The organism is Streptomyces sp. NPDC050508 (genome assembly GCF_040655155.1).
Taxonomy (GTDB): Bacteria; Actinomycetota; Actinomycetes; order Streptomycetales; family Streptomycetaceae; genus Streptomyces.
Genome location: NZ_JBFAJJ010000011.1, coordinates 115032 through 134101, shown reverse-complemented (window position 1 = coordinate 134101; position 19070 = coordinate 115032). Strand labels below are relative to the sequence as shown.

18 protein-coding genes and 1 pseudogene are annotated in these 19070 nt (G+C 68.5%); 9 read left to right on the top strand and 10 right to left on the bottom strand.

Annotated features, from left to right (window positions below):
* Positions 1 to 69 precede the first annotated feature (69 nt).
* The gene (gene speB / locus AB0I69_RS29485) at positions 70 to 1038 is read left to right on the top strand and encodes an agmatinase (protein ID WP_363098744.1); all 969 of its coding nucleotides are present in this window, start codon (positions 70 to 72) and stop codon (positions 1036 to 1038) included.
* Positions 1035 to 2732, top strand: a complete 1698-nt coding sequence (locus tag AB0I69_RS29480) for a thiamine pyrophosphate-binding protein (RefSeq protein ID WP_363098743.1) — start codon at positions 1035 to 1037, stop codon at positions 2730 to 2732. The genes speB and AB0I69_RS29480 overlap by 4 nt, the downstream gene beginning before the upstream one ends.
* A gap of 29 nt (positions 2733 to 2761) precedes the next feature.
* On the opposite strand, the pseudogene AB0I69_RS29475 reads toward AB0I69_RS29480, so the two are convergent.
* Together AB0I69_RS29475 and AB0I69_RS29470 are read right to left on the bottom strand one after the other, a co-directional pair.
* Positions 2762 to 3289, bottom strand: a pseudogene (locus tag AB0I69_RS29475) (winged helix-turn-helix domain-containing protein); the annotation flags it as partial.
* 459 nt (positions 3290 to 3748) lie between these two features.
* Positions 3749 to 4531, bottom strand: a complete 783-nt coding sequence (locus AB0I69_RS29470; RefSeq protein ID WP_363098742.1) for a VOC family protein — start codon at positions 4529 to 4531, stop codon at positions 3749 to 3751.
* 245 nt (positions 4532 to 4776) lie between these two features.
* Between AB0I69_RS29470 and AB0I69_RS29465 the strand changes: the two genes are divergently transcribed.
* The gene (locus tag AB0I69_RS29465) at positions 4777 to 5238 is read left to right on the top strand and encodes a hypothetical protein (RefSeq protein WP_363098741.1); all 462 of its coding nucleotides are present in this window, start codon (positions 4777 to 4779) and stop codon (positions 5236 to 5238) included.
* 26 nt (positions 5239 to 5264) lie between these two features.
* Here AB0I69_RS29465 and AB0I69_RS29460 read toward each other — a convergent pair whose 3' ends face one another.
* The 4 genes from AB0I69_RS29460 to AB0I69_RS29445 all read right to left on the bottom strand — a co-directional run bounded on the left by AB0I69_RS29460 (position 5265) and on the right by AB0I69_RS29445 (position 9918).
* A complete protein-coding gene (locus AB0I69_RS29460; protein WP_363098740.1) occupies positions 5265 to 5636 on the bottom strand; it encodes a GntR family transcriptional regulator in 372 nt (123 codons plus the stop codon).
* On the bottom strand, positions 5633 to 6421 hold the full coding sequence (locus tag AB0I69_RS29455; protein WP_363098739.1) for a hypothetical protein: 789 nt from the start codon (positions 6419 to 6421) through the stop codon (positions 5633 to 5635). Before AB0I69_RS29455 ends, AB0I69_RS29460 begins: the two co-directional genes overlap by 4 nt.
* A 214-nt stretch (positions 6422 to 6635) precedes the next feature.
* Complete coding sequence (locus AB0I69_RS29450; protein ID WP_363098738.1) at positions 6636 to 7439, bottom strand: endonuclease; 804 nt, start codon at positions 7437 to 7439, stop codon at positions 6636 to 6638.
* Between the two features lie 223 nt (positions 7440 to 7662).
* Positions 7663 to 9918, bottom strand: a complete 2256-nt coding sequence (locus AB0I69_RS29445; RefSeq protein ID WP_363098923.1) for a glycosyltransferase family 39 protein — start codon at positions 9916 to 9918, stop codon at positions 7663 to 7665.
* Between the two features lie 341 nt (positions 9919 to 10259).
* On the opposite strand from AB0I69_RS29445, the gene AB0I69_RS29440 reads away from it, so the two are divergent.
* From AB0I69_RS29440 to AB0I69_RS29425, 4 genes are all read left to right on the top strand, one after another.
* On the top strand, positions 10260 to 11525 hold the full coding sequence (locus tag AB0I69_RS29440) for an ATP-binding protein (protein ID WP_363098737.1): 1266 nt from the start codon (positions 10260 to 10262) through the stop codon (positions 11523 to 11525).
* Positions 11525 to 12202 carry an RloB family protein gene (locus tag AB0I69_RS29435; RefSeq protein WP_363098736.1) on the top strand — a complete coding sequence of 226 codons (678 nt, stop codon included), beginning with the start codon at positions 11525 to 11527 and terminating at the stop codon, positions 12200 to 12202. Before AB0I69_RS29440 ends, AB0I69_RS29435 begins: the two co-directional genes overlap by 1 nt.
* A gap of 140 nt (positions 12203 to 12342) precedes the next feature.
* Complete coding sequence (locus tag AB0I69_RS29430; protein WP_363098735.1) at positions 12343 to 14949, top strand: class I SAM-dependent DNA methyltransferase; 2607 nt, start codon at positions 12343 to 12345, stop codon at positions 14947 to 14949.
* Between the two features lie 64 nt (positions 14950 to 15013).
* Positions 15014 to 16129 (top strand): restriction endonuclease subunit S, encoded by a 1116-nt coding sequence (locus tag AB0I69_RS29425; RefSeq protein ID WP_363098734.1) that lies wholly within the window; start codon positions 15014 to 15016, stop codon positions 16127 to 16129.
* Between the two features lie 33 nt (positions 16130 to 16162).
* Here AB0I69_RS29425 and AB0I69_RS29420 read toward each other — a convergent pair whose 3' ends face one another.
* Both AB0I69_RS29420 and AB0I69_RS29415 read right to left on the bottom strand, forming a co-directional pair.
* The gene (locus tag AB0I69_RS29420; RefSeq protein WP_363098733.1) at positions 16163 to 16387 is read right to left on the bottom strand and encodes a DUF397 domain-containing protein; all 225 of its coding nucleotides are present in this window, start codon (positions 16385 to 16387) and stop codon (positions 16163 to 16165) included.
* A complete protein-coding gene (locus tag AB0I69_RS29415; protein ID WP_363098732.1) occupies positions 16380 to 17174 on the bottom strand; it encodes a helix-turn-helix transcriptional regulator in 795 nt (264 codons plus the stop codon). The genes AB0I69_RS29420 and AB0I69_RS29415 overlap by 8 nt, the downstream gene beginning before the upstream one ends.
* 163 nt (positions 17175 to 17337) lie before the next feature.
* On the opposite strand from AB0I69_RS29415, the gene AB0I69_RS29410 reads away from it, so the two are divergent.
* Positions 17338 to 17655, top strand: coding sequence for a hypothetical protein (locus AB0I69_RS29410; protein WP_363098731.1), 318 nt, complete (start codon positions 17338 to 17340; stop codon positions 17653 to 17655).
* Positions 17655 to 18005, top strand: coding sequence for a hypothetical protein (locus tag AB0I69_RS29405; protein WP_363098922.1), 351 nt, complete (start codon positions 17655 to 17657; stop codon positions 18003 to 18005). Before AB0I69_RS29410 ends, AB0I69_RS29405 begins: the two co-directional genes overlap by 1 nt.
* A gap of 281 nt (positions 18006 to 18286) precedes the next feature.
* On the opposite strand, the gene AB0I69_RS29400 is transcribed toward AB0I69_RS29405, so the two are convergent.
* Together AB0I69_RS29400 and AB0I69_RS29395 are read right to left on the bottom strand one after the other, a co-directional pair.
* A complete protein-coding gene (locus AB0I69_RS29400) occupies positions 18287 to 18673 on the bottom strand; it encodes a hypothetical protein (RefSeq protein ID WP_363098730.1) in 387 nt (128 codons plus the stop codon).
* Positions 18670 to 18933, bottom strand: coding sequence for a hypothetical protein (locus AB0I69_RS29395; protein ID WP_363098729.1), 264 nt, complete (start codon positions 18931 to 18933; stop codon positions 18670 to 18672). Before AB0I69_RS29395 ends, AB0I69_RS29400 begins: the two co-directional genes overlap by 4 nt.
* Positions 18934 to 19070 lie beyond the last annotated feature (137 nt).

Genomic DNA, 19070 nt, shown 5'->3' with positions numbered 1-19070 from the left:
GCCCACAAAGGCTACAAAGCCTACAAAGATCTCAATACGCGACGAAGCGTAGGAAAGAAGGCAGTGCCCATGACCAGCAACGAGACGCCGCGAGGCCCCGTCGACGCCTCCCGCACCCCGCGGTACGCCGGACCCGCGACCTACGCCAGGCTGCCGCGCCTGGACGAGGTCGGCACTGCCGATGTCGCCGTGGTCGGGGTGCCGTTCGACTCCGGTGTCTCGTACCGGCCGGGCGCCCGCTTCGGCGGCAACGCGATCCGCGAGGCGTCCCGGCTGCTGCGTCCCTACAACCCGGCGCAGGACGCGTCCCCGTTCGCCCTCGCGCAGGTCGCGGACGCCGGTGACATCGCGGCGAACCCGTTCGACATCAACGAGGCCGTCGAGACGATCGAGGAGGCCGCGGACCAACTCCTGGGCACCGGCGCGAGGTTGATGACCCTGGGCGGCGACCACACCATCGCGCTGCCCCTGCTCCGGTCCGTCGCGAAGAAGCACGGCCCGGTGGCCCTGCTGCACTTCGACGCCCATCTCGACACCTGGGACACGTACTTCGGCGCCGAGTACACGCACGGGACGCCGTTCCGCAGGGCAGTTGAGGAGGGCATCCTCGACACCGAGGCGCTCTCGCACGTCGGTATCCGCGGACCCCTGTACGGCAAGCAGGACCTCAAGGACGACGAGAAGATGGGCTTCGGCATCGTCACGTCGGCGGACGTCTACCGCCGGGGCGCCGACGAGGTCGCCGACCAGCTGCGCCAGCGCATCGGCGACCGTCCCCTCTACATCTCCATCGACATCGATTGCCTCGACCCGGCCCACGCCCCCGGCACCGGCACGCCCGAGGCCGGCGGCCTGACCTCGCGCGAACTTCTGGAGATCCTGCGCGGCCTGGCATCCTGCAACCTGGTGTCGGCGGACGTCGTCGAGGTGGCACCGGCGTACGACCACGCCGAGATCACGTCGGTGGCCGCGTCCCACACCGCGTACGACCTGATCACGATCATGTCCCGTCAGATTGCCGAGGCTCGTTCGAAGTGACCCACGACCACGACCTGGAACTCCGCCCGACGGCCGCGCAGATCACCGCCGCCCTGAACCCGCCCCCCGGGCGCAACGGCGGTGACCTGGTCGTGGAGACCCTGGCGGGCCTCGGCGCGACGACGGTGTTCGGCCTGCCGGGCCAGCACGCGCTCGGCATGTTCGACGCCCTGCGCCGCTCCGACCTCCGCTACATCGGCCTGCGGGTGGAGAACAACGCGGGGTTCGCGGCGGACGCGTACGGCCGCATCACGGGTGAGGCGGCGCCGCTGCTGCTGTCGACCGGCCCGGGCGCGCTGACCTCACTGGCCGCGCTCCAGGAGGCGCGCGCCGCCTCGGCCCCCGTCCTGGCGATCAGCAGCCAGGTCCCGACGGCGGGCCTGGGTGGCGGCAGGCATGGGTATTTGCATGAACTGCCCGACCAGTCCGCCTCGTTCAGGGGCGTGGTGAAGTCCGTCCACACCGTCCGCGCCCAGTCACAGATCCCGTCCGCCATCGCGGAGGCCTGGAAGTCGGCGCTGACGGCTCCGCACGGCCCGGTGTGGGTGGAGATCCCGCAGGACGTGCTGCTGGCCGAGACCCTGCTCCCGGTGGTGACGGCGGTGGACGCGACACCGGAGGACCTCGTCCCGCGCCCCGAACTGACCGCCGTAGCAGCCGACTTGCTGTCGCGCGCGGCCCGTCCGGCGATCATCGCGGGCGGGGGAGTGGTACGGGCGGACGCGTCGAAGAAGCTGCGGCAGTTGGCGGAGAAGCTCCAGGCTCCGGCGGTGACGACGCCGGGTGGGAAGGGCGCGTTCCCGTGGACCCATCCGCTGTCGTTGCAGTCGTGGCTGGAGGACCGGCACACGACGGACTTCCTGGAGGACGCGGACGTATTGCTGGTGGTGGGCTCGGGTCTGGGTGAACTGTCGTCGAACTACCACACGTTCAAGCCGAGGGGGCGCCTCATCCAGATCGAGGCGGACCTCGGCAAACTGGAGGCGAACCACCCGGCGTTGGGGATCCACGCGGATGCCTGGCACGGGCTTCAGGCTCTGCTGGAGACGGTGACGGAGCGCACGGACGAGACGGCGGCCGAGCGGGTGAGGGAGCTGCTGGCGAAGGTGCGGGAACGCATCGCGTCCCAGGAACTCACCCTGGAACAGGACGTGTTGGCGTCCGTACGCAAGGCCCTGCCCGCCGACTCCCCGTCCTTCTGGGACATGACGATCCTCGCCTACTGGGCCTGGTCGGCCTTCGACGCGAAGGGCCCCAACCATCTCCACTCCGCCCAGGGCGCGGGCGGCCTCGGCTACGGCTTCCCGGCGGCGCTGGGCGCTGCCGCCGCGGACCCGACGCGTCCGGTGCTGGCGGTGTCGGGCGACGGCGGAGCCCTGTACTCCATCGCGGAGTTGGCGACGGCCAGGCAGTACGACCTGAACGTCACCTGGCTCATCGTCGACGACGGCGGCTACGGGATCCTGCGCGAGTACATGACGGGTGCGTTCGGCGAGGCCACGGCCACGGAGCTGACCCGGCCGGACTATGTGGCGCTCGCCGAGTCGTTCGGGGTCCCGGGTGTCCGTACGACCCCGGAGACCCTGGAAGCGGATCTCGCGAAGGCCCTGGCCGTACCCGGCCCCTCGGTGGTCGTACTCCCGGCTCTGCTGCGGATGTTCGCGGCGACACATCTCGACTCGGGCGAGCAGTAGGGCTGTTCGCCGTCCGCCGCGGTGTCAGGTCAGGGGACGGCGGAGACCGGCTTGTCCGTCCCGCGCAGCAGCGCCGCCCCGAGCGGGGTGAGCGTGTGCAGGACACTGGTGCCGAACCGGAGGCTGCTGATGAGCCCCGCGTCCCGCAGGGCCGTGATGTGCCGGCTCACCGTGGGCGCCGACACCCCTGCCAGCCGGGCCAGTTCGCCGGTGGTCCCGCCCGGGGCGATGCCCCGCAGCACCTGTGCCCGGGTCCGGCCGAGCAGTACGCCGAGGGGCCGGTCGACGGCGGCCGGCCGTACCTCGCGCAGCACGGGACAGACCAGCACGGGCGGCAGCGCCGAGTCGGCCAGCGCGATCGGGGGACCCCAGCAGAAGTACGACGGCACGAGGGTCAGCCCGCGCCCGTCGAGCCTGAGGTCGCGCTCCTCCGCCGGATAGCGCACATGGAGGACCGGTGCCTCCCAGCGCATCTGCGGTCCCAGCCCGCCGAGCAGTCCGTCGGCTCCGCCGGCCAGCAGCGCCCGCCCGCGGACCGACCGGTCCGCCTCCACCCGGGGCAAGCTCATCAAGGTGTCCGTGTCGGCCACGGGCTGCCAGGCCGAGGCCGGGAAGCGGCTGCTGGGCTCCCAGCGCCGGCGAGGGCTCCAGGTGACCATCCAACTCGGCGAGGGCGAGCAGCAGGCCCGCAAGAATCTGAACAAGGACCCGGCCTTCCGCGCGGCCGACGCCCGTTGGGCGCGCTGCGTGCCGGCCGCCGGAGTCGAGACGGACGACCCGGTCCGCCTGCTCAGAGGAGAACGACCACGGGAAGCCACGCGTGATGCGGTCCAGCGCCACTTCCTCGACCTTCCGGACGACGTCGCCGAGGCCGTCAGAGCCCGAACGGACTGCTCCCGCATCATCCGTGAGGGCGACCATCGCTTCACGATCTTCGACGACGAGCGCGTCGACCACGAACCGCTCTCGGCCTCCGTGAGGATCACCGCCCCGGACGAGGTCGGCCGCGTTCGGCGTCACATCCGCGGATCCGGCTTCAGCAACGCGAACACCGCGCCGAACGGGTCCGCGAGCCAGGCCATCCGGCCGACCTCCGGTACGTCCGTCGCCGGCATGAGGACGGAACCGCCGTTGGACTGCGTCGCAGCGATCATGGCGTCGACGTCGGTCGAGTGGAAGTACGGTACCCAGCGCGGCTGTTCGCCCTCGCCGTCGCCCAGCGGCGCGACCCCGCCGAAGGAGGCGTCCTGCTGGTCCCCGGCGTCGGTGCTCAGCACCCGGTACGTCATTCCGGGCGCCGGCATCTCCTGGCTGCGCCAGCCGAACAGGCCCTGGTAGAAGGCGATGTCGGCCTCCGGGTCGGGGGCGTGCAGTTCGGCCCAGAGCAGGGTGTTCGGGGCGGAGGTGAGTTCCAGGCCCGCGGTCCTGCCGGGCTGCCAGAGCGCGAACTCGGCGCCCTGCGGATCGGTGGCCTGGGCCAGCCAACCCTCGCCCATGACGTCCATGGGCTCCAGGCGGACTGTTCCGCCGCCGGCCGTGACGGCCTGGACGGTGGCCGTGATGTCGTCGGCCTTGAAGTGGATCATCCAGGCGGAGTTCGCCCCTTCGTCGGTGAGCGGTCCGAGGGCGGCGACGGTCTTCCCGTCCACCTGGAAGAACCCGTATCCGCCCGCTTCGGGCCCGGCGGAGACGAACTGCCAGTCGAGGACGGCGCCGTAGAACGCGGCAGCCGCATCGGTGTCGGGGCTGCCGAGGTCGAGCCAGTTGGGCGATCCGGTGGTGAAGTCGGTGCCGAGCATGAAGTCCTCCTGCTGGACTACGGGACGTGTGAATCGGGACGGGAGCCACGATGCCGTCCTGCCCGCCGCCGTCCCCGCACGAGCACCGACGGAACTCCGGTTTCCACCGAACGGCGGAGCACCTGTGCCTGCGGAGGGGCCGGCCGGTTCCGCGGGGTCGATGAACCCAGACCGAGGGTGTTCCGCGGTCGGCCGTGGTCTCGACGTCGTTGCTCTGTGCAGCACCGGCGAGGATCATTCGCACCGTGGACGATGTGAGAGACGGCGTCATCGGTGTGTGGCGGGTCGGGTGGTCCGGCCGCCTCATGGGCTACGTGCTGGCTGGCGTCCCGGCCTGCGGAGCGTTGTCCGCCTGGCTGGGCGTGCTCTCCCAGCCGGACGCGCAGTCGGCGGACTCCGCGGGGATCGCTACTGCCTTCGCGGTGGCGCTCGGCTTCTTCGCCTGGTGGGGGCTGTTGCGCACCCGCCTGGAACTCACGACGGACATGATCGTCATGGTGAATCCCTGGGGCACACAGCGTCTGCCGTGGTCGCGGGTCAGCGCGGTGGGCCTCGGCAATTGGGGTGCGCAGTTCCACACGACGGACGGGTTCATGTACTCGGCGTACGCCCTGAGTGATCTGGCAGGCGGGACTCGTCACGATGAGCGGTTCGCTGAGGTGCGGCGGGCCGTTGATGCCCAACTCCACAGCGGGCAGCCGCTTTAGGGGAGAGGCTGGGCTGCCGCGCCGGTTCAGTCCAGTGCGGTTCGTACCGCGGCGAGGACGGCTGTCTCGTCGGCACCGGTCGCGCGGGCGGCAGCGACGTATTCGTGAGCGAGCTGGGTGAGCCGCGCGGTGTCGGGGTGAGTGGACCTGGGTACGGCGGCGACCCGGGTGCCTGCTCCGCGTTTGGTGTGGATGAGGGCCGCGGCCTCCAGCTCCTTGTAGGCGCGGGCCACGGTACCGGCGGCCAGACCGAGGTCGGCGGCGAGCTGGCGGACGGTGGGGAGCCGCTCGCCCTCCGGGAGGTGGCCGCCGCCGATGAGCGCGGCGAGTTGAGTCCGGATCTGCTCGTACGGAGGGACCGGGCTGGTCGTGTCCACCCGTACGGTCGGGCGGGTCATGGCTGCCTCCGGGGGACGGAGAGCGGGGCGGCAAGGACGAACAGGGACCATACGGCCGTGCAGCCGGCCGTCACCGCGACCGGCAGCAGGATCCAGCCGACGGCGTGGGGCGCGGGTCCGAGGCAGGAGAGCGAGCGCAGTGCACCTGATGCGAAGAACGCCGAGCCGGCGAGCGGAGCGGAAACCAGAAGTCCCCACGCGGCCGTCACCGCGCGCGCCCGGTCCCGGCGCTGTTCCTCGTCGTCGGCGAGCAGCGCCGAGTCACCGTCGGGGGCCGGGCGCCGCGTGATGCGGTACAGGGCGTAGCCGCAGGCGGCGCTGCCGATCCCGAGGGCGGCAAGGATCGGGATGCCGTAGAAGAGGCCGGGCCAGGGACCGTGCGACTCGGTCAGTCCACCGCAGGCGGCGCTGAGTGAGCGGCTCGCCCGGCCCATGTCGTCCGCGGACGCGGTGAACGCGGCGGCCGTGAGCAGGATGACGAGCGCGACGGCCTGGGTGGCCAGAAGTGTGGCGAAGCGGATCGGGAGGAAGTCGCGGATACGGCGCGGGGTGAGCCCCGCCCGACGTACCGGCCCCTGCTGCTTGGGGATCAGGGCGTCCGCGGCCAGGATGCCCGCCACGGCGCAGATGCCGAAGACCGGGACGGCGTGGAGGATTCCGAGCCCCAGGCGGTCGCTCCGGGCGATCCCCCAGGCGAGCGCGGCGCCGAGCGCGAGGCCGCCCCACCGGGCGAAGAATGCGGCGCGAGCGCGTCGGTGCGGGCCGGGCAGGGCGGTGTCGAGCATGGTGGTCCCCCGTCGTGGCACTTGTATCAAATGTCGAGTACAAGATGACGGGGCATCGCATCTTGTGTCAAGTCGGTGATACAAGATGCTGGATTGAGGGTGGGGGGTGGGGGTGGGGGTGCGGGGCCCAGTCGGCAGCCGTCCAGTTGACCGGCGCTCCGGACGACGATCGGGCCCCTCGCACATCACGAGGAGCCCGACTCGCCACGCGGACCTACCAGATCGCCTCGACCCACTCCGGGTGGTCGATGAACGGGTTGCGGTTGTGCTGGTAGGTGTCGTAGATGACCTGGTTGCGGTTCTCCTCGAAGGCGCTCGGCGGGTCCGCCTCGTTCCACGCCTTGAGGACGGAGAGCTTGCCCATGTAGGGGTTGCTGCCGTTGCCCACCTTCTCGTTGGGCTCCAGGTCGGCGAAGCCGTCGTCGCCCTCGTAGCGCACGGCCATGTAGAGGATCATGCGGGCCACGTCGCCCCGGTCCGCCGCGCGCGGCGCGAAGGAGTCGGAGTCGACGGTGCTGCCGCCGCCGTTGGTGACCGCGCTGCCGCCGTTGTCGAAGTCCAGGTTGCCGCGGATGCTGTTGACCTGCACGTCCGCCGGACGCAGGTGGTGCAGGTCGGTGCCGGGACCGGTCACCTCGCCGAAGTCGCCGTGGGACTTGGCCCAGGTGTGCTCGCGGTTCCAGTCGCCGACGTCGCCGCCGTTGAGGGACTTGGCGCGGGAGACACCGCTGTACAGCAGGATCACGTTGCTGCTGTTGTTCGGGTCCTGGTCGGTGACCTTCAGCGCGTCCCAGACCGCGGAGTACGAGATCTTCGTCTGGCTGCTGATGATCGTGTGCAGCGAGGACTTGAGGCTGGTACCCGTCTTGCCGACCGCGTTCTTGTAGTACGTCGCGTCGTACGCCGTGGTCGTGGCCGAAGCCGGGGTCGCGGTCAGCGTCGGCACGGTGAGGCCGACCAGGACGGCTGCGGTGGTCAACGCCACCGATTTCCAGCGGTGCATGCGAGTCGCGAACATAAAGAGTGTCCCATCTACGCGGGTTGAATGGGGCGGCAAACGGGAGCGTGACATGCACATGCGGTCCTGTAAATAAACGAGACGTGTCGATCAGGTGACCGGAAGCGACAATTTGCCCCGTGTCTACGCGAGTTGACAGTGGAATGACGTACCAGAACGGCCCCCGACCGTGTGGTCGGGGGCCGTTGGCCGTTCAGCTACGTCTGTGGCACCTACGTCGGCGTCACTTCACGTCCGACGGGTCCAGCCGGTAGATCGTCGACGTGCTGGTCGTGGAGGAAGAAGAAGAGGAGGAGGACGAAGAACTCGAACTCTTCTCCGTCGACGCGCTCTTGTCGTACGCGCTCTCCTTCACCGCCGTCGCGTTCTTCTGCACCCACGCGGTGATCTCGGTGTTCAGGCTGCTGTTGCCGCCCATACCGCCGCCACCGAGCTGGATGTAGTGCAACTCGCCCTTCTTCACCAGCTCCTTGAGCTTGGCGAGGGTCATCGCCTTGTCGGAGCCGGTGAAGCCCCACATGGAGATGACGGGCTTGTGGGTGCTGAGGATCAGCTGGCCCGCGCTCTGCGAATTGGACACCGCGAGCAGCCACTTGGCGCCGTCCTGGTGCTTCTCCAGGTACGAGATCAGCGCGCTGGACGTGGTGCCGCCCATGCCGCCACCGCCGCCGAAGCCGCCGCGCGTACCGCCGGTGGCGGCGCCCGGAGCCGTACCGGTGCCACTGCCGGTGCCGCCAGGAGCCGTACCGCCGCCGGGGAACTCCCCGGTGGTACCGCCCTGTTGGCCACCCGTCGTGCCGCCGGTCGGCGCACCGCTCGGTGCTCCGCCGCCCTGCGGCACCTCACCGGTGCCACCGCCACCCGGGGTCATCCCGCCGGGAGCCGTACCGCCGCCCGCCTGGGTGCCGCCGGGCATCTCGCCGCCCCGAGTGCCGCCGAAGCCGCCGCGGTTGCCGCCCCCGCCGGGACCGCCGCCCATGCCGCCGCCCGTGGACGGACCGGCCGTCGGGTTGGTGCCGCCCATGCCGCCGCCGGAGCCGCTGGACGCGGCCGGGGTCACGGCGTACGCCGTCGGGCCGGCGAGCGCGGCGATGATCGCCGCGACGATGGACGCGGTCAGCAGCCGGGCCCGGTTGCCGGAGCCCGAGCGGAACACGAACAGGCCCACGATCGCGAGGATCATGAGGACGCCGATCGTCGGCCACAGCCAGGTGTTCCAGCCGGAGGCCCGGCGTAGTACGACGATCGCCCAGATACCGGTGACCGCGAGGCCGGCCGGCAGGACCCAGGACCAGCGTGCGTCGCCGCCGCGGAAGGCGCGCCACAGCATGACGCCGCCGCCACCGCACAGGGCCGCGATGCCCGGGGCGAGCGCGGTCGTGTAGTACGGGTGCATCGTGCCCTGGGCCATGCTGAAGGTGACGTAGTGGAGCAGCGTCCAGCCGCCCCACATGACCAGCGCGGCGCGCGTCGGGTCGGTGCGCGGGGCGCGGCCGACCAGGGCCAGGCCGGCGATCAGGGCGATGGCCGAGAAGGGGAGCAGCCAGGAGATCTGGCCGCCGAGGATGTCGTTGAACATGCGGCCGAGGCCCGCGGTGCCGGCGAAGGTGCCTCCGCCGCCACCCCCGCCTCCGCCGCCGTTGCCCTCGCCGCCGAACACGCGGCCGAAGCCGTCGTAGCCCATGATCAGGTCCCAGGCGGTGCCGTCGGTCGAGCCGCCGATATAGGGGCGGTCCGCGGCGGGGACGAGGGAGACGGCCGTGGCCCACCAGAAGCTGGAGACGGCCAACGCAACCGTGGCCAGGGACAGTTGGACGAGCTTCTTCTTCCAGCCGAGCTTCGACGCGAACAGGTACACGGCGAAGACGGCGGGCAGGGCGATGTAGCCCTGGAGGAGCTTGGTGTTGAAGGCGAAGCCGAAGCAGACCGCGGAGCCGATCAGCGGCAGCAGTCGCTCGGTGCGCACGGCGCGCAGGCCGAGGGCCGCGCCCGCCACCATCAGGAGGACGAGGAGGGTGTCGGGGTTGTTGTCACGGTTGATGGCGACCGTGATCGGGGTGAGCGCGAGGACCAGGGCCGCGATGATCGCGGCCACGTGGCCGAAGTACCGCTTCACGGAGGAGTGCAGGATCCAGATCGTGCCGAGCGCGGCGGCGACCTCCGGCAGCATCATCTGCCAGGTGCCGAAGCCGAAGATCCGGCACGACAGGCCCATCACCATCAGGGAGAAGGGCGGCTTGTCGACCGTGAGGAAGTTGCCCGCGTCCAGCGAGCCGAAGAACCAGGCCTTCCAGTTCTGCGTACCGCTGTAGATGGCGCTGCTGTAGAAGCTGTTGAGGCTGGAGCCGGAGAGGTTCCAGGAGTACAGCACGGCCGCCAGGACCAGGATCGCGACGAGCGCGGGTAGCGACCAGCGGGGTGTGGTGGATGTGGGGGGCGGCCCCTGAGGCGGCTCGGCGGTCGGTGCGCCGGAGGTCACGTCGGAGTGACCGGGGGCCGGGGGCAGGGGGTCGGTGGCAGATGTCACCACTGCACCATGCATACGGCCGATGGGCGCAGGCTGTGCTCTGTCTGGGGGCAAGCTGTGGATGGATGAAATACAGGTAAGAGTGTGACGGGCCGGTGGTCCGAACCCCTGCCCCTGGCACCCTTTTCGATCGCATCGGCATCCGTGCCCGTCGCCGACGAACACGGTACGGCGATCACTCGTTCGGCTGCCTCAGGCCGCTGGTGAACGATATGTTCCCGTAGGCCACAGCCGTCCCCGGGCGGGCCACTGTCGGACCCGGCGACTACCCTGAGCACGGAGAGGAGGGCAGCTTGCTACTGAGATTCCGTGTCGCGAACGTACGGTCCCTGCGCGATGAGCAGGAGCTGTCCTTCCTCGGGCCTGAGCCCGGGCCCGAGGACGAATCGAGCTCAGCTGCCCGGCGGGTCGAGGTGGCCGGCGGCCGGTCACTGGGTGTCCTCCCGCTGATCGGCATCTTCGGTGCCAACGCGTCGGGCAAGTCGAATGTGCTCACCGCACTCGTCGACATGCGTAGCGCGGTCCTCAACTCCTATGCGCGCTGGGCTTCCTACGAGGGCATCCCGCGTGCTGTCTTCGCGCTCGATCCCAAGGGACAGAGCGAGCCGAGCTTCTTCGAAGTGGACCTCGTCATGGACGGGGTGCGCTGGACATACGGGTTCGAGCTCGGCAGGACCCGTATCGAAGCCGAATGGCTGCACAGCTACCCGCGTGGCCATCGCCAGGTGTGGCTTGACCGGGACGCCTCCAGGGCAGAGGTGTACGAGTGGCCGGGAAACCGGGTCAAGGATCGTGCTCAGCTCGCCCGGCGCACCCGCCCGAACGCACTGTTGCTCTCCACGGCGGGCACGGACAACCACCCGCAGCTGTCTCCGCTCTTCCACTGGTTCCGCCGCAACCTGTGGCTGATCAATCCGGAGGACGAACGGGCACAGCGCGAGGCGTTCACCCGACAGGAACTTTCCGGAGCCCGATCCCGTCGTATCGAAGAACTGTTGCGCGTGGCCGACCTCGGCATCACCGGAACCGAAGTCGTCGACGACGGCAAGGGCCGGGCGACGGTGAAGCTGGTCCACCGTTCGGCCACGGGTGATGTCGCCTTCGACTGGCAGACCGAGTCGTTGGGCACCCGGTCCTGGTTCGCCCTGCTCGGGCCGCTGCTACTGGCCCTCGACGAGGGCGCGGTGCTGCTCGTCGACGAGTTGGACGCCAGCCTCCATCCGCGCTTCGCCGCCGAGGTCGTCCGGCTCTTCCACGACCCGTACGCCAATCCGAACGGCGCGCAGCTGGTCTTCACCTCGCACGACCCGTCGGTGCTCACCACGCCGAGTGGCGGGCGGCTGCTGGAACCCGACCAGGTGTGGCTGGCGGAGAAGGACAAGGACGGGGCGACGGAGCTCTATCCGCTGACCGCGGCATCTCCCGGGGAGGACGAGGACCTGATGAAGTCTTATCTGGCCGGGGCCTTCGGCGCGGTCCCGTCTCTCATCGAGGGACAGATCGCCCGGCGTCTGCTGGCCGACAGTGAGTATGCCGAGCACGAGGTGGAGCAGGGCTGATGGCGAGGACGCGGGGGAAGGACTCGCTGGGGCCTGCGCAACGCCGGGGACGGCGTAAGAGAGTCGTCCACGTCTTCACCGAGGGGCTGGTCACCGAACCCTCGTACATCGAGATCATCAAGCAGCACGGCGTCCCGGCCGACCCGGCGTTGACCGTGGAGGTACGCATCGCGAACGCCTCCGCCCCCGGGTCCCAGCGCAAGCCGCTCAAACTGGTCGAAGCGGCGGTCAGGCTGATGCGGGACGAGCAGCGGCAGGCGAAGCGCAGCGGTCTGGAGAAGAAGTACCTGCCCCAGGTCTGGTGCCTGTTCGACCGGGACGAACACGAGGGCATCGAGACCGCGTTGAAGCAGGCGCGTGAAGGGGACGTCCGGGTCGCCTTCTCCCATCCCTGCTTCGAGGTCTGGCGGCTGCTGCACTACAAGTCGGTGACCGGCACGTTCGGCGGGGTCTGCGGCCAGGTGACGACGAGACTGCCGTTCGCGAGGACACCGAAGGACTCGGCGAACATCAAGCTCGTACTGCCCCACCAGGTCACCGGTGGCTATCTGGACGCGAGGAAGCGCGCCCTCCAGATGAACGCGCAGCACGGCGACCATGTGGCTCTCGTCAACCGGGACCCGTACACCGACGTTCACGAATTCGTGGAGCAAGGGCTCGGAATCGCTTCGTACTGACCGCGTTCGGGCGTTGCCGTTTTGGGCGATTCTGTTTCGCGCGGTCGCGAATCCCGACCGACAACGGCATGCGGATTTCGGTCCGGGCCGCGGCGGCCATAGGGTTCCTACGTCACTCTTCAGGTCGTAGGGAGTCGTACGTGGCCAAGCTCACGCTCGCGCAGTTGGAGCGGCATCTCTTCGCCGCCGCGGACATCCTCCGCGGGACGATGGACGCCTCCGAGTACAAGGACTACATCTTCGGTCTGCTCTTCCTGAAGCGGGCCAACGACGAGTTCGAGGCAGCGCGTGAGGAGATCAGGGACTACGCGGCCAGGGAACTGGGTCTGACCGACGAGATGCTGCCCGGGTTCCTTGAGCAGGAGTCCGAGTACAGCGAGCGGGACGTGCTGTTCGTCCCGAAGAACGCCCGCTGGAAGTGGATCTCGTCGGCCACGCACAACATCACCGAGGACCGGCTGCGTCCGGCGCTCCAGGCGCTGGAGGGCCAGAACACCAAACTCAAGGGCCTGTTCGACCACCTCGACTTCAACCGCATCGGCGGCTCCGGCGCGGCTGCGGGCGCGGCCAAACTCGCCGACCAGCGGCTGAAGTTGCTCATCGCGCACTTCGGCCGCATCCGGCTCCGTACGGACGATTTCGAGTTCCCCGACCTGATCGGTGCCGCGTACGAGTACCTGATCAAGGAGTTCGCGGACTCGGCCGGCCGGAAGGGCGGCGAGTTCTACACCCCGCGTGCGGTGGTCCGCATGATGGTCGAACTCCTCGGTCCCAGGCAGGGGATGCGGATCTACGACCCGTGCGTCGGCTCGGGCGGCATGCTCATCCACGCCAAGGAGTACGTCGAGGAGCACGGCGGCGACACGTCGGACATGTTCTTCGCGGGACAGGACGCCAACAGCGGCTCGTGGATCATGTCGACAATGAACATGGTCCTGCACGGGGTGCGCCGCTTCGACCTGCACACCGGCGACACGCTCGCCGAGCCGGCGCATGTGCCGAAGTCGGACGCGGACCGCTTCGACGGGGTGCTCAGCAACCCGCCGTTCTCCATGGACTACGTGCTGAGCGACCTGGCGTACGGGGCGCAGCGCACGACGTACGGGGCGACGAGTGAGCGCGGCAAGGCCGACCTGATGTTCCTCCAGCACATGCTGTGGGAGACCAAGCGGGAGGGCCGCGGCGGCATGGTCATCACCGTCATGCCGCACGGGGTGCTGTTCCGCGGGGGCGGAGAGCAGGCGATCCGTACGAAGCTGCTCGACGAGGACGCCGTCGAGGCGGTCATCGGCCTCGCTCCGAACATCTTCTACGGCACCGGCATCCCGGCCTGCATCCTTGTGCTGCGCCCGCCGGGGAAGAAGGACCCGGCGCGGGCGGGCAAGGTGCTGTTCGTCAACGCGGACCGGGAGTTCCATTCGGAGCGGGCGCAGAACGTGCTGCTGCCCGAGCATGCTGAGAAGATCACGTCTGCGTTCCACGAGTACGCGGAGGTACCCGGCTTCTCGCGTGTCGTCAGCCGCGAGGAGCTGCGGGACAACGACGACAACCTCAACATCCGCCGTTACGTGGACAACACGCCGCCGCCGGAACCGCAGGATGTGCGGGCGCACCTGGTGGGTGGGGTGCCGCGCGCGGAGATCGAGGCGAAGAAGGAACTGCTCGACTCGTACGGGATCGTCCTGACGGACCTGTTCGCGGAGCGGAATCCGGTCGACGCGAAGTACGTGGACTTCCTGCCGGAGGGGCGGCGGCCGGACGCGGCACGGCTGGCCGAGCTGGCCCGTCCGCGTGAGGCCGCTCTCCGGGCGGCCTTCGACACGTGGTGGGCCGCGGAGGCACGGCAGTTGGAGGCGATCGCGGCGACGCCGGAACGTCTCGCGGACCTGGAGCCCTCGGAGCGCAAGGCCGCGCTGATGGCGGTGCGTGGTTCGTTGATGGAGTCGTTCGTGGAGCAGTTGCGCGGGGTTGGGCTGCTGGATCGGTATGCACTGGCGGGTGCGGTGGCCGGCTGGTGGTACGAGGCCAAGTACGACCTGCTGGCGCTGTCGGAGAACGGGTTCGAGGGTGTCGTCGACGGGTGGGTCGAGAACGTCGAGACGATGCTGGCGCCTGAACAGGATCCGAAGACACGGAAGTTGAGGAAGCGGTCGGCTGCGGAGCGGCGGCAGGCGTACGACCACAAGGTCGTTGCCGCGATCGCGCCTGACTTCTTGGAGGAGCTGGCGGCGGCGGATGCGCGGAAGGCGGAGCTGGATGCGCGGTGGAAGGAGCTGAACGCGGAGCCGGAGTCTTCGGAGGATGGTGAGGGTGACGAAGGTGACGAGGACGTTGTCACACGTGAGGCCGTGGCGCTGAGCGTTGAGCAGTTGGCGGAACTTGCCCAAGTGAAGAGGGATCGGGCGAAGGTGGGGGCGCTGATCAAGCGGCTTGAGGGGGACTTCTGGTTCGAGCGGGCCGCTGTTACTGCGGGGCAGTCCCAACTGGGCGAGGAGGAGCCGCGGTTGTTCCGGGCGCGGGCTGCGCTGGATCCGGAGGGCGAGCGGCGGGTCGTGCTGGATCTGCTGCGGGGTGACCTTGTGGGGAAGCTGGATGGGCATGTGGTGCGTCGGCGGCGGGAGTTGGCCGACGCGCGTGGGGTGTGGGTGGACAAATACGCGGTGTCGATGGGGGAGATCCGGGCTGAGCGGGAGCGGGCGGCGGCGACGTTGGACGGGTTCCTGAAGGAGCTTGGCTATGAGGGCTGAACGCTGGGGGCAAGTTCCTCTGGGGGATGTGCTTGCTGAACCGGTTCGCAATGGAGTTTCTCCAGTGGAGAGCCAGGCCTGGACCGGTGTGAGGATGTTGGGCCTTGGCTGTCTCACGGTGGATGGTTTTCAGCCGCGTCAGCTTAAGAATGCCCCTTCTGCTTCTTTTGCTCGGCATGAAGCGGTATTGTGTGACGGGGATCTTCTTGTGAGTCGCGCTAACACCCGGGACCTTGTGGGATTGGCTGGAATCTTTCGCGACGTGGGCGTTCCCTGTATCTATCCCGATTTGATGATGCGGCTGCGGACCTCCGATCTGTACCTTCCGGAATTTCTGGAACTTGTACTACGTTCCCCCGAGACCAGGCGGCGCATCGTTGCCTTGGCGCAAGGGACCTCCGAGAGTATGGTCAAGATCTCTGGTTCGGTGATCAGACGTCTGAGGGTTCCTGCGGTGCCAATTTCCGAGCAGCGGCGGATCGTTGAGGTGATTGATGCTGTGTCGGTGCAGGAAAGTTCAATCCAGGCTGCGGTCGACAAAATGCGACAGCTGCGAAGCGGTCTCTTGGACCAAGCGTTTTGCGAGACGATGGACAGGTGGTCTCTCGTTGCAATCGGCGACTTGTGTCATGTTGGCTCTGGAGCAACCCCGAGCAGGGCTGCAGGCTCAAGGTATTTTGCTGATGCAGGCACTCCATGGGTGAAGTCCCTGGATCTCAATGAGGGATCCCTCTCGGTCACGGATGAAGCGCTGACCGATGTTGCCATGTCGGAGCTGCGAATGCGTTTGTTTCCGGCGAGGTCGGTGTTGGTGGCTATGTACGGTGGGTGGGAGCAAATCGGCCGTACGGCAATTCTTGAAGTTCCGGCTGCGGTGAATCAAGCGATTTCCGTGCTCGAAATGCACGCAGACATGGACCCGTATTATCTGCTGTTGGCGTTGCAACACGGACGATACAGGTGGCGTCAATTTGCGGCGAGCACTCGGAAAGATCCGAACATTACCAAGTCGGACGTCCTTGCATTCGGCATTCCATTTCCGCCGCGCGAAGAGCAGGAGCGAATCGTGGATCTCGCAACTGCTTCGTTGCGTGAGATCGCAGCTGATGAGGAAGAGCTGACGAAGATGCGAAATCTCAAGCGGGGGTTGCTTAGCGGACTGCTCGCTGACGCTATCTGACCGAGCCGAGGCCGACTGCTGGGTGTAACTGAGTTACTCAGCGCAGAACTCGTCATCCTTGACACCAATGACGAACGACGACCAACCGGCTGCCGCGAAGACCAGTGCAGGGCCCTGCGGAACCTTGGAGTCGCGGACCGGGACGCCCGACGGATACCCATCAAGGACTTCGACGCAGCTGCCACCCTCGTTGCCGCTGTAAGAGGACTTGCGCCAGCCAGTCAGCGCGGCGGTGTTGGGGATGGTGTGTTCAGTCACGGTGTCCGTAGTCCTTTGCTGTCGCCCTCATGAGGGCAAGTGACTCCTTCAGCGGCATCGCGTCGCCTAGCGCGAAATCGTAGATGCCTTCGAGTCGATCGACCATCGCGGGTGTGTCGTGGATCTTGCCCATGTGTAGCCCCTCGCCGTACGCCACCGGCGGCTGGTCGTCGAACTTCATCAACGTCAGCATGCTCTGCATGAGCGGGTGGACGCCGAGTTCGAAGGGCAGTACATAGACCCGTACCCGACCCCGCTCGGCAAGACGAACCAGGTGCATGATCTGTTCCGCCATGATCTCCCGGTTGCCCACGGCCCGCCGCAGTACCGCCTCGTCGAGCAGCGCCCAGACTACGGGTGTCATCGGATCGTCCAGGATCTTCGCGCGGCCGAGGCGTGTGACGAGGAGCTTGTCACGCTCCGCTTCACTCACGGGAGGGAACGGCGTGCTCAGGACCGCACGTGCGTACCTTTCCGTCTGGAGGATGCCGGGGACGAACGACAGGGCGAACTCCCGGATCATCACGGCCTGTTGTTCGAGTAGGAGAGCCGCCTCGAAGTAGTCGGCGACCGCTGCGTCGTCCTGCGGCAGGAAACTGCTCAGCACATTCCCCGTGTTCAGGGCCTTGTCCAGTCGCCGGGCGTCCTCCTTCGACGGCATGCGGCGGCCCGCCTCGATGTGGGCGATGTGGGAGCGGGTCATGAACGCCAGGTCGGCCAGCTGCTGTTGTGTCAGGCCTGCCGCCTCGCGTTGCTGCCTGAGCCAGTCACCGTATGTGTTGGTCATGGCCAACTCCCTTGCGACAAAAGCCTGGTCACGCTCGACCCTCTGGCGAGCCTAGCCCGACCGGTCTCACTCTGTGAGTTGATCGCTACAGAACGCGATACCCCCGCGACCGAGCGACCGGTCCGGGGGCGTGGCCATCAACGGACACAACGGAGTTGACGACGTGAGTCACCGTATCGCCCGCCTTTTTGAGCCGCTGCTGCGGTTCCTGCTTCCCGGTCCGGGGAGCCGCCGCTGCGTCGGCACTGCGTCGGCGCGCCAACGTCCCACCCCTGCGTACGTAGATGGGCACACCGCCCGCCGCGCCGGCTCCCGTCCCCTGCGCGGTGAGGACAACGCGATGGTCCGCCCCTATCTCGTCGCTCACGAGCAGCGTGAGGAGGCGCGGCGGCAGCGGGCCCGGCGACGCGCCCTCTGGCTGGCCGTGCACGGTGTCGACATCGGGCCGCGGGTCATCCGTGGTGTGGAGGTGACCGCGTGATCGGCGGCCAGGCGCAGGTGGCGCGCTTGCTTCCGTGGGCCGGTGCGGAAGGCAAGCCCTGTTATCTCATCGGTGACGGGACCGGGTACCTGTCCCGCGTCGCCGACAACATCGAGACCGTGCAGCTCGGCATGGCGGGCGAACTCCTCGACCATGCCGCCGACATGCTGGCCGACCGTAAGGCGACGTCCGCCCAACTCCACTTCCTGGCCGCCCGGATGGCAGAGGCGCTGCGCGACGTCCACCGCATCGCGGTGAGCCGGGGTGTCCGTCTTGGCGTACCCGCGTGTGACGACCCTGACGAGATCGACGTTCCCGACGGTGACGACAGCCCCGTACCGGGAGACTGACCCGTCCCGCCCCCGACCCGGCACCCACCCCGCGAAAGTGGGACACTCTGCGCGAAAGTGTCACACTTTTTGCAGACAGATACCCGCCGGACGGGTCCTGCCGGAGAGCCGCACACGGTTCGACGTCGAAGACCGTGCGTGCTCCGCCCCGTCCTGCCCGCGCCGACCGGGGGCGTACCTCGCGTGTCCCCATACGCCCCCGGCCAGTCGCGTTCCGTGAGGAGAGACGGACGGCTGACACCTCCGGGAACCCGGGCGGCGCCCGCTGTTCGCCTCGACTGTCAGCGGGTGAGGTCGAGAACGGGCACCCCGCGCCCCTCGTAGGCCTTGGGCGTGACCGTGGCGACCAGTGCGTCCGCGCCCCACTCAGGGAGATGCCGTACGGCGTGGACTGTGGCCGCGATCCCGGGCGGAACTCCGTCTCTGCGCAACTGGGCGACGGTGAGCATCGCCGGATAGTCGAGGTCGACGGTGTGGATGACGTCGAGCTGACCGATGTGCTCGGCGATCCCCAGATGTTCCGCATCGGCCTCAAGGATCGACAGGGCCGGTGCCCACAGCCGGGTCTCGGGCTCGAAATGCGCCCGGTGGATCAGCGCGGAGACCTGACGGTTTCCCGACAGCGCGAGCAGTGTGGGAGCGTCCAGGACGAGATGGTGCTGGATCACGCGGCAGCGTCCTGCTGACTTGAGAAGGCGGCACGGAGCCGGTGGCCCATCGCCACGCTCTCCTCGTCCGTGACCTCGACTCCGAAATGCTCGGTCAGGTATGCGCGTGTCCTCTCCGCCCGCTCACGCCGCTCCTCGTCGGTGAGTGTGCTGTCGGCGAACTCCTGGACCAGGGAGCGAATCGACGTACCACGGGACTCGGCGATGACCGCAAGGCGGTCCCGCACCTCGGCAGGCACACGGATCATGGCATCAGACATGGAACGGAGTATACGTCTGCGTATACGCGAGGGTGGCGCACTCGCCTGAATCCTTCGGACGCCCCCGTCCCGCCTCATCCGGCCGGATCCCTCCCACCGGCCCCGCCCAAGGCGCAGAATGGATCACCTGAGCGGTA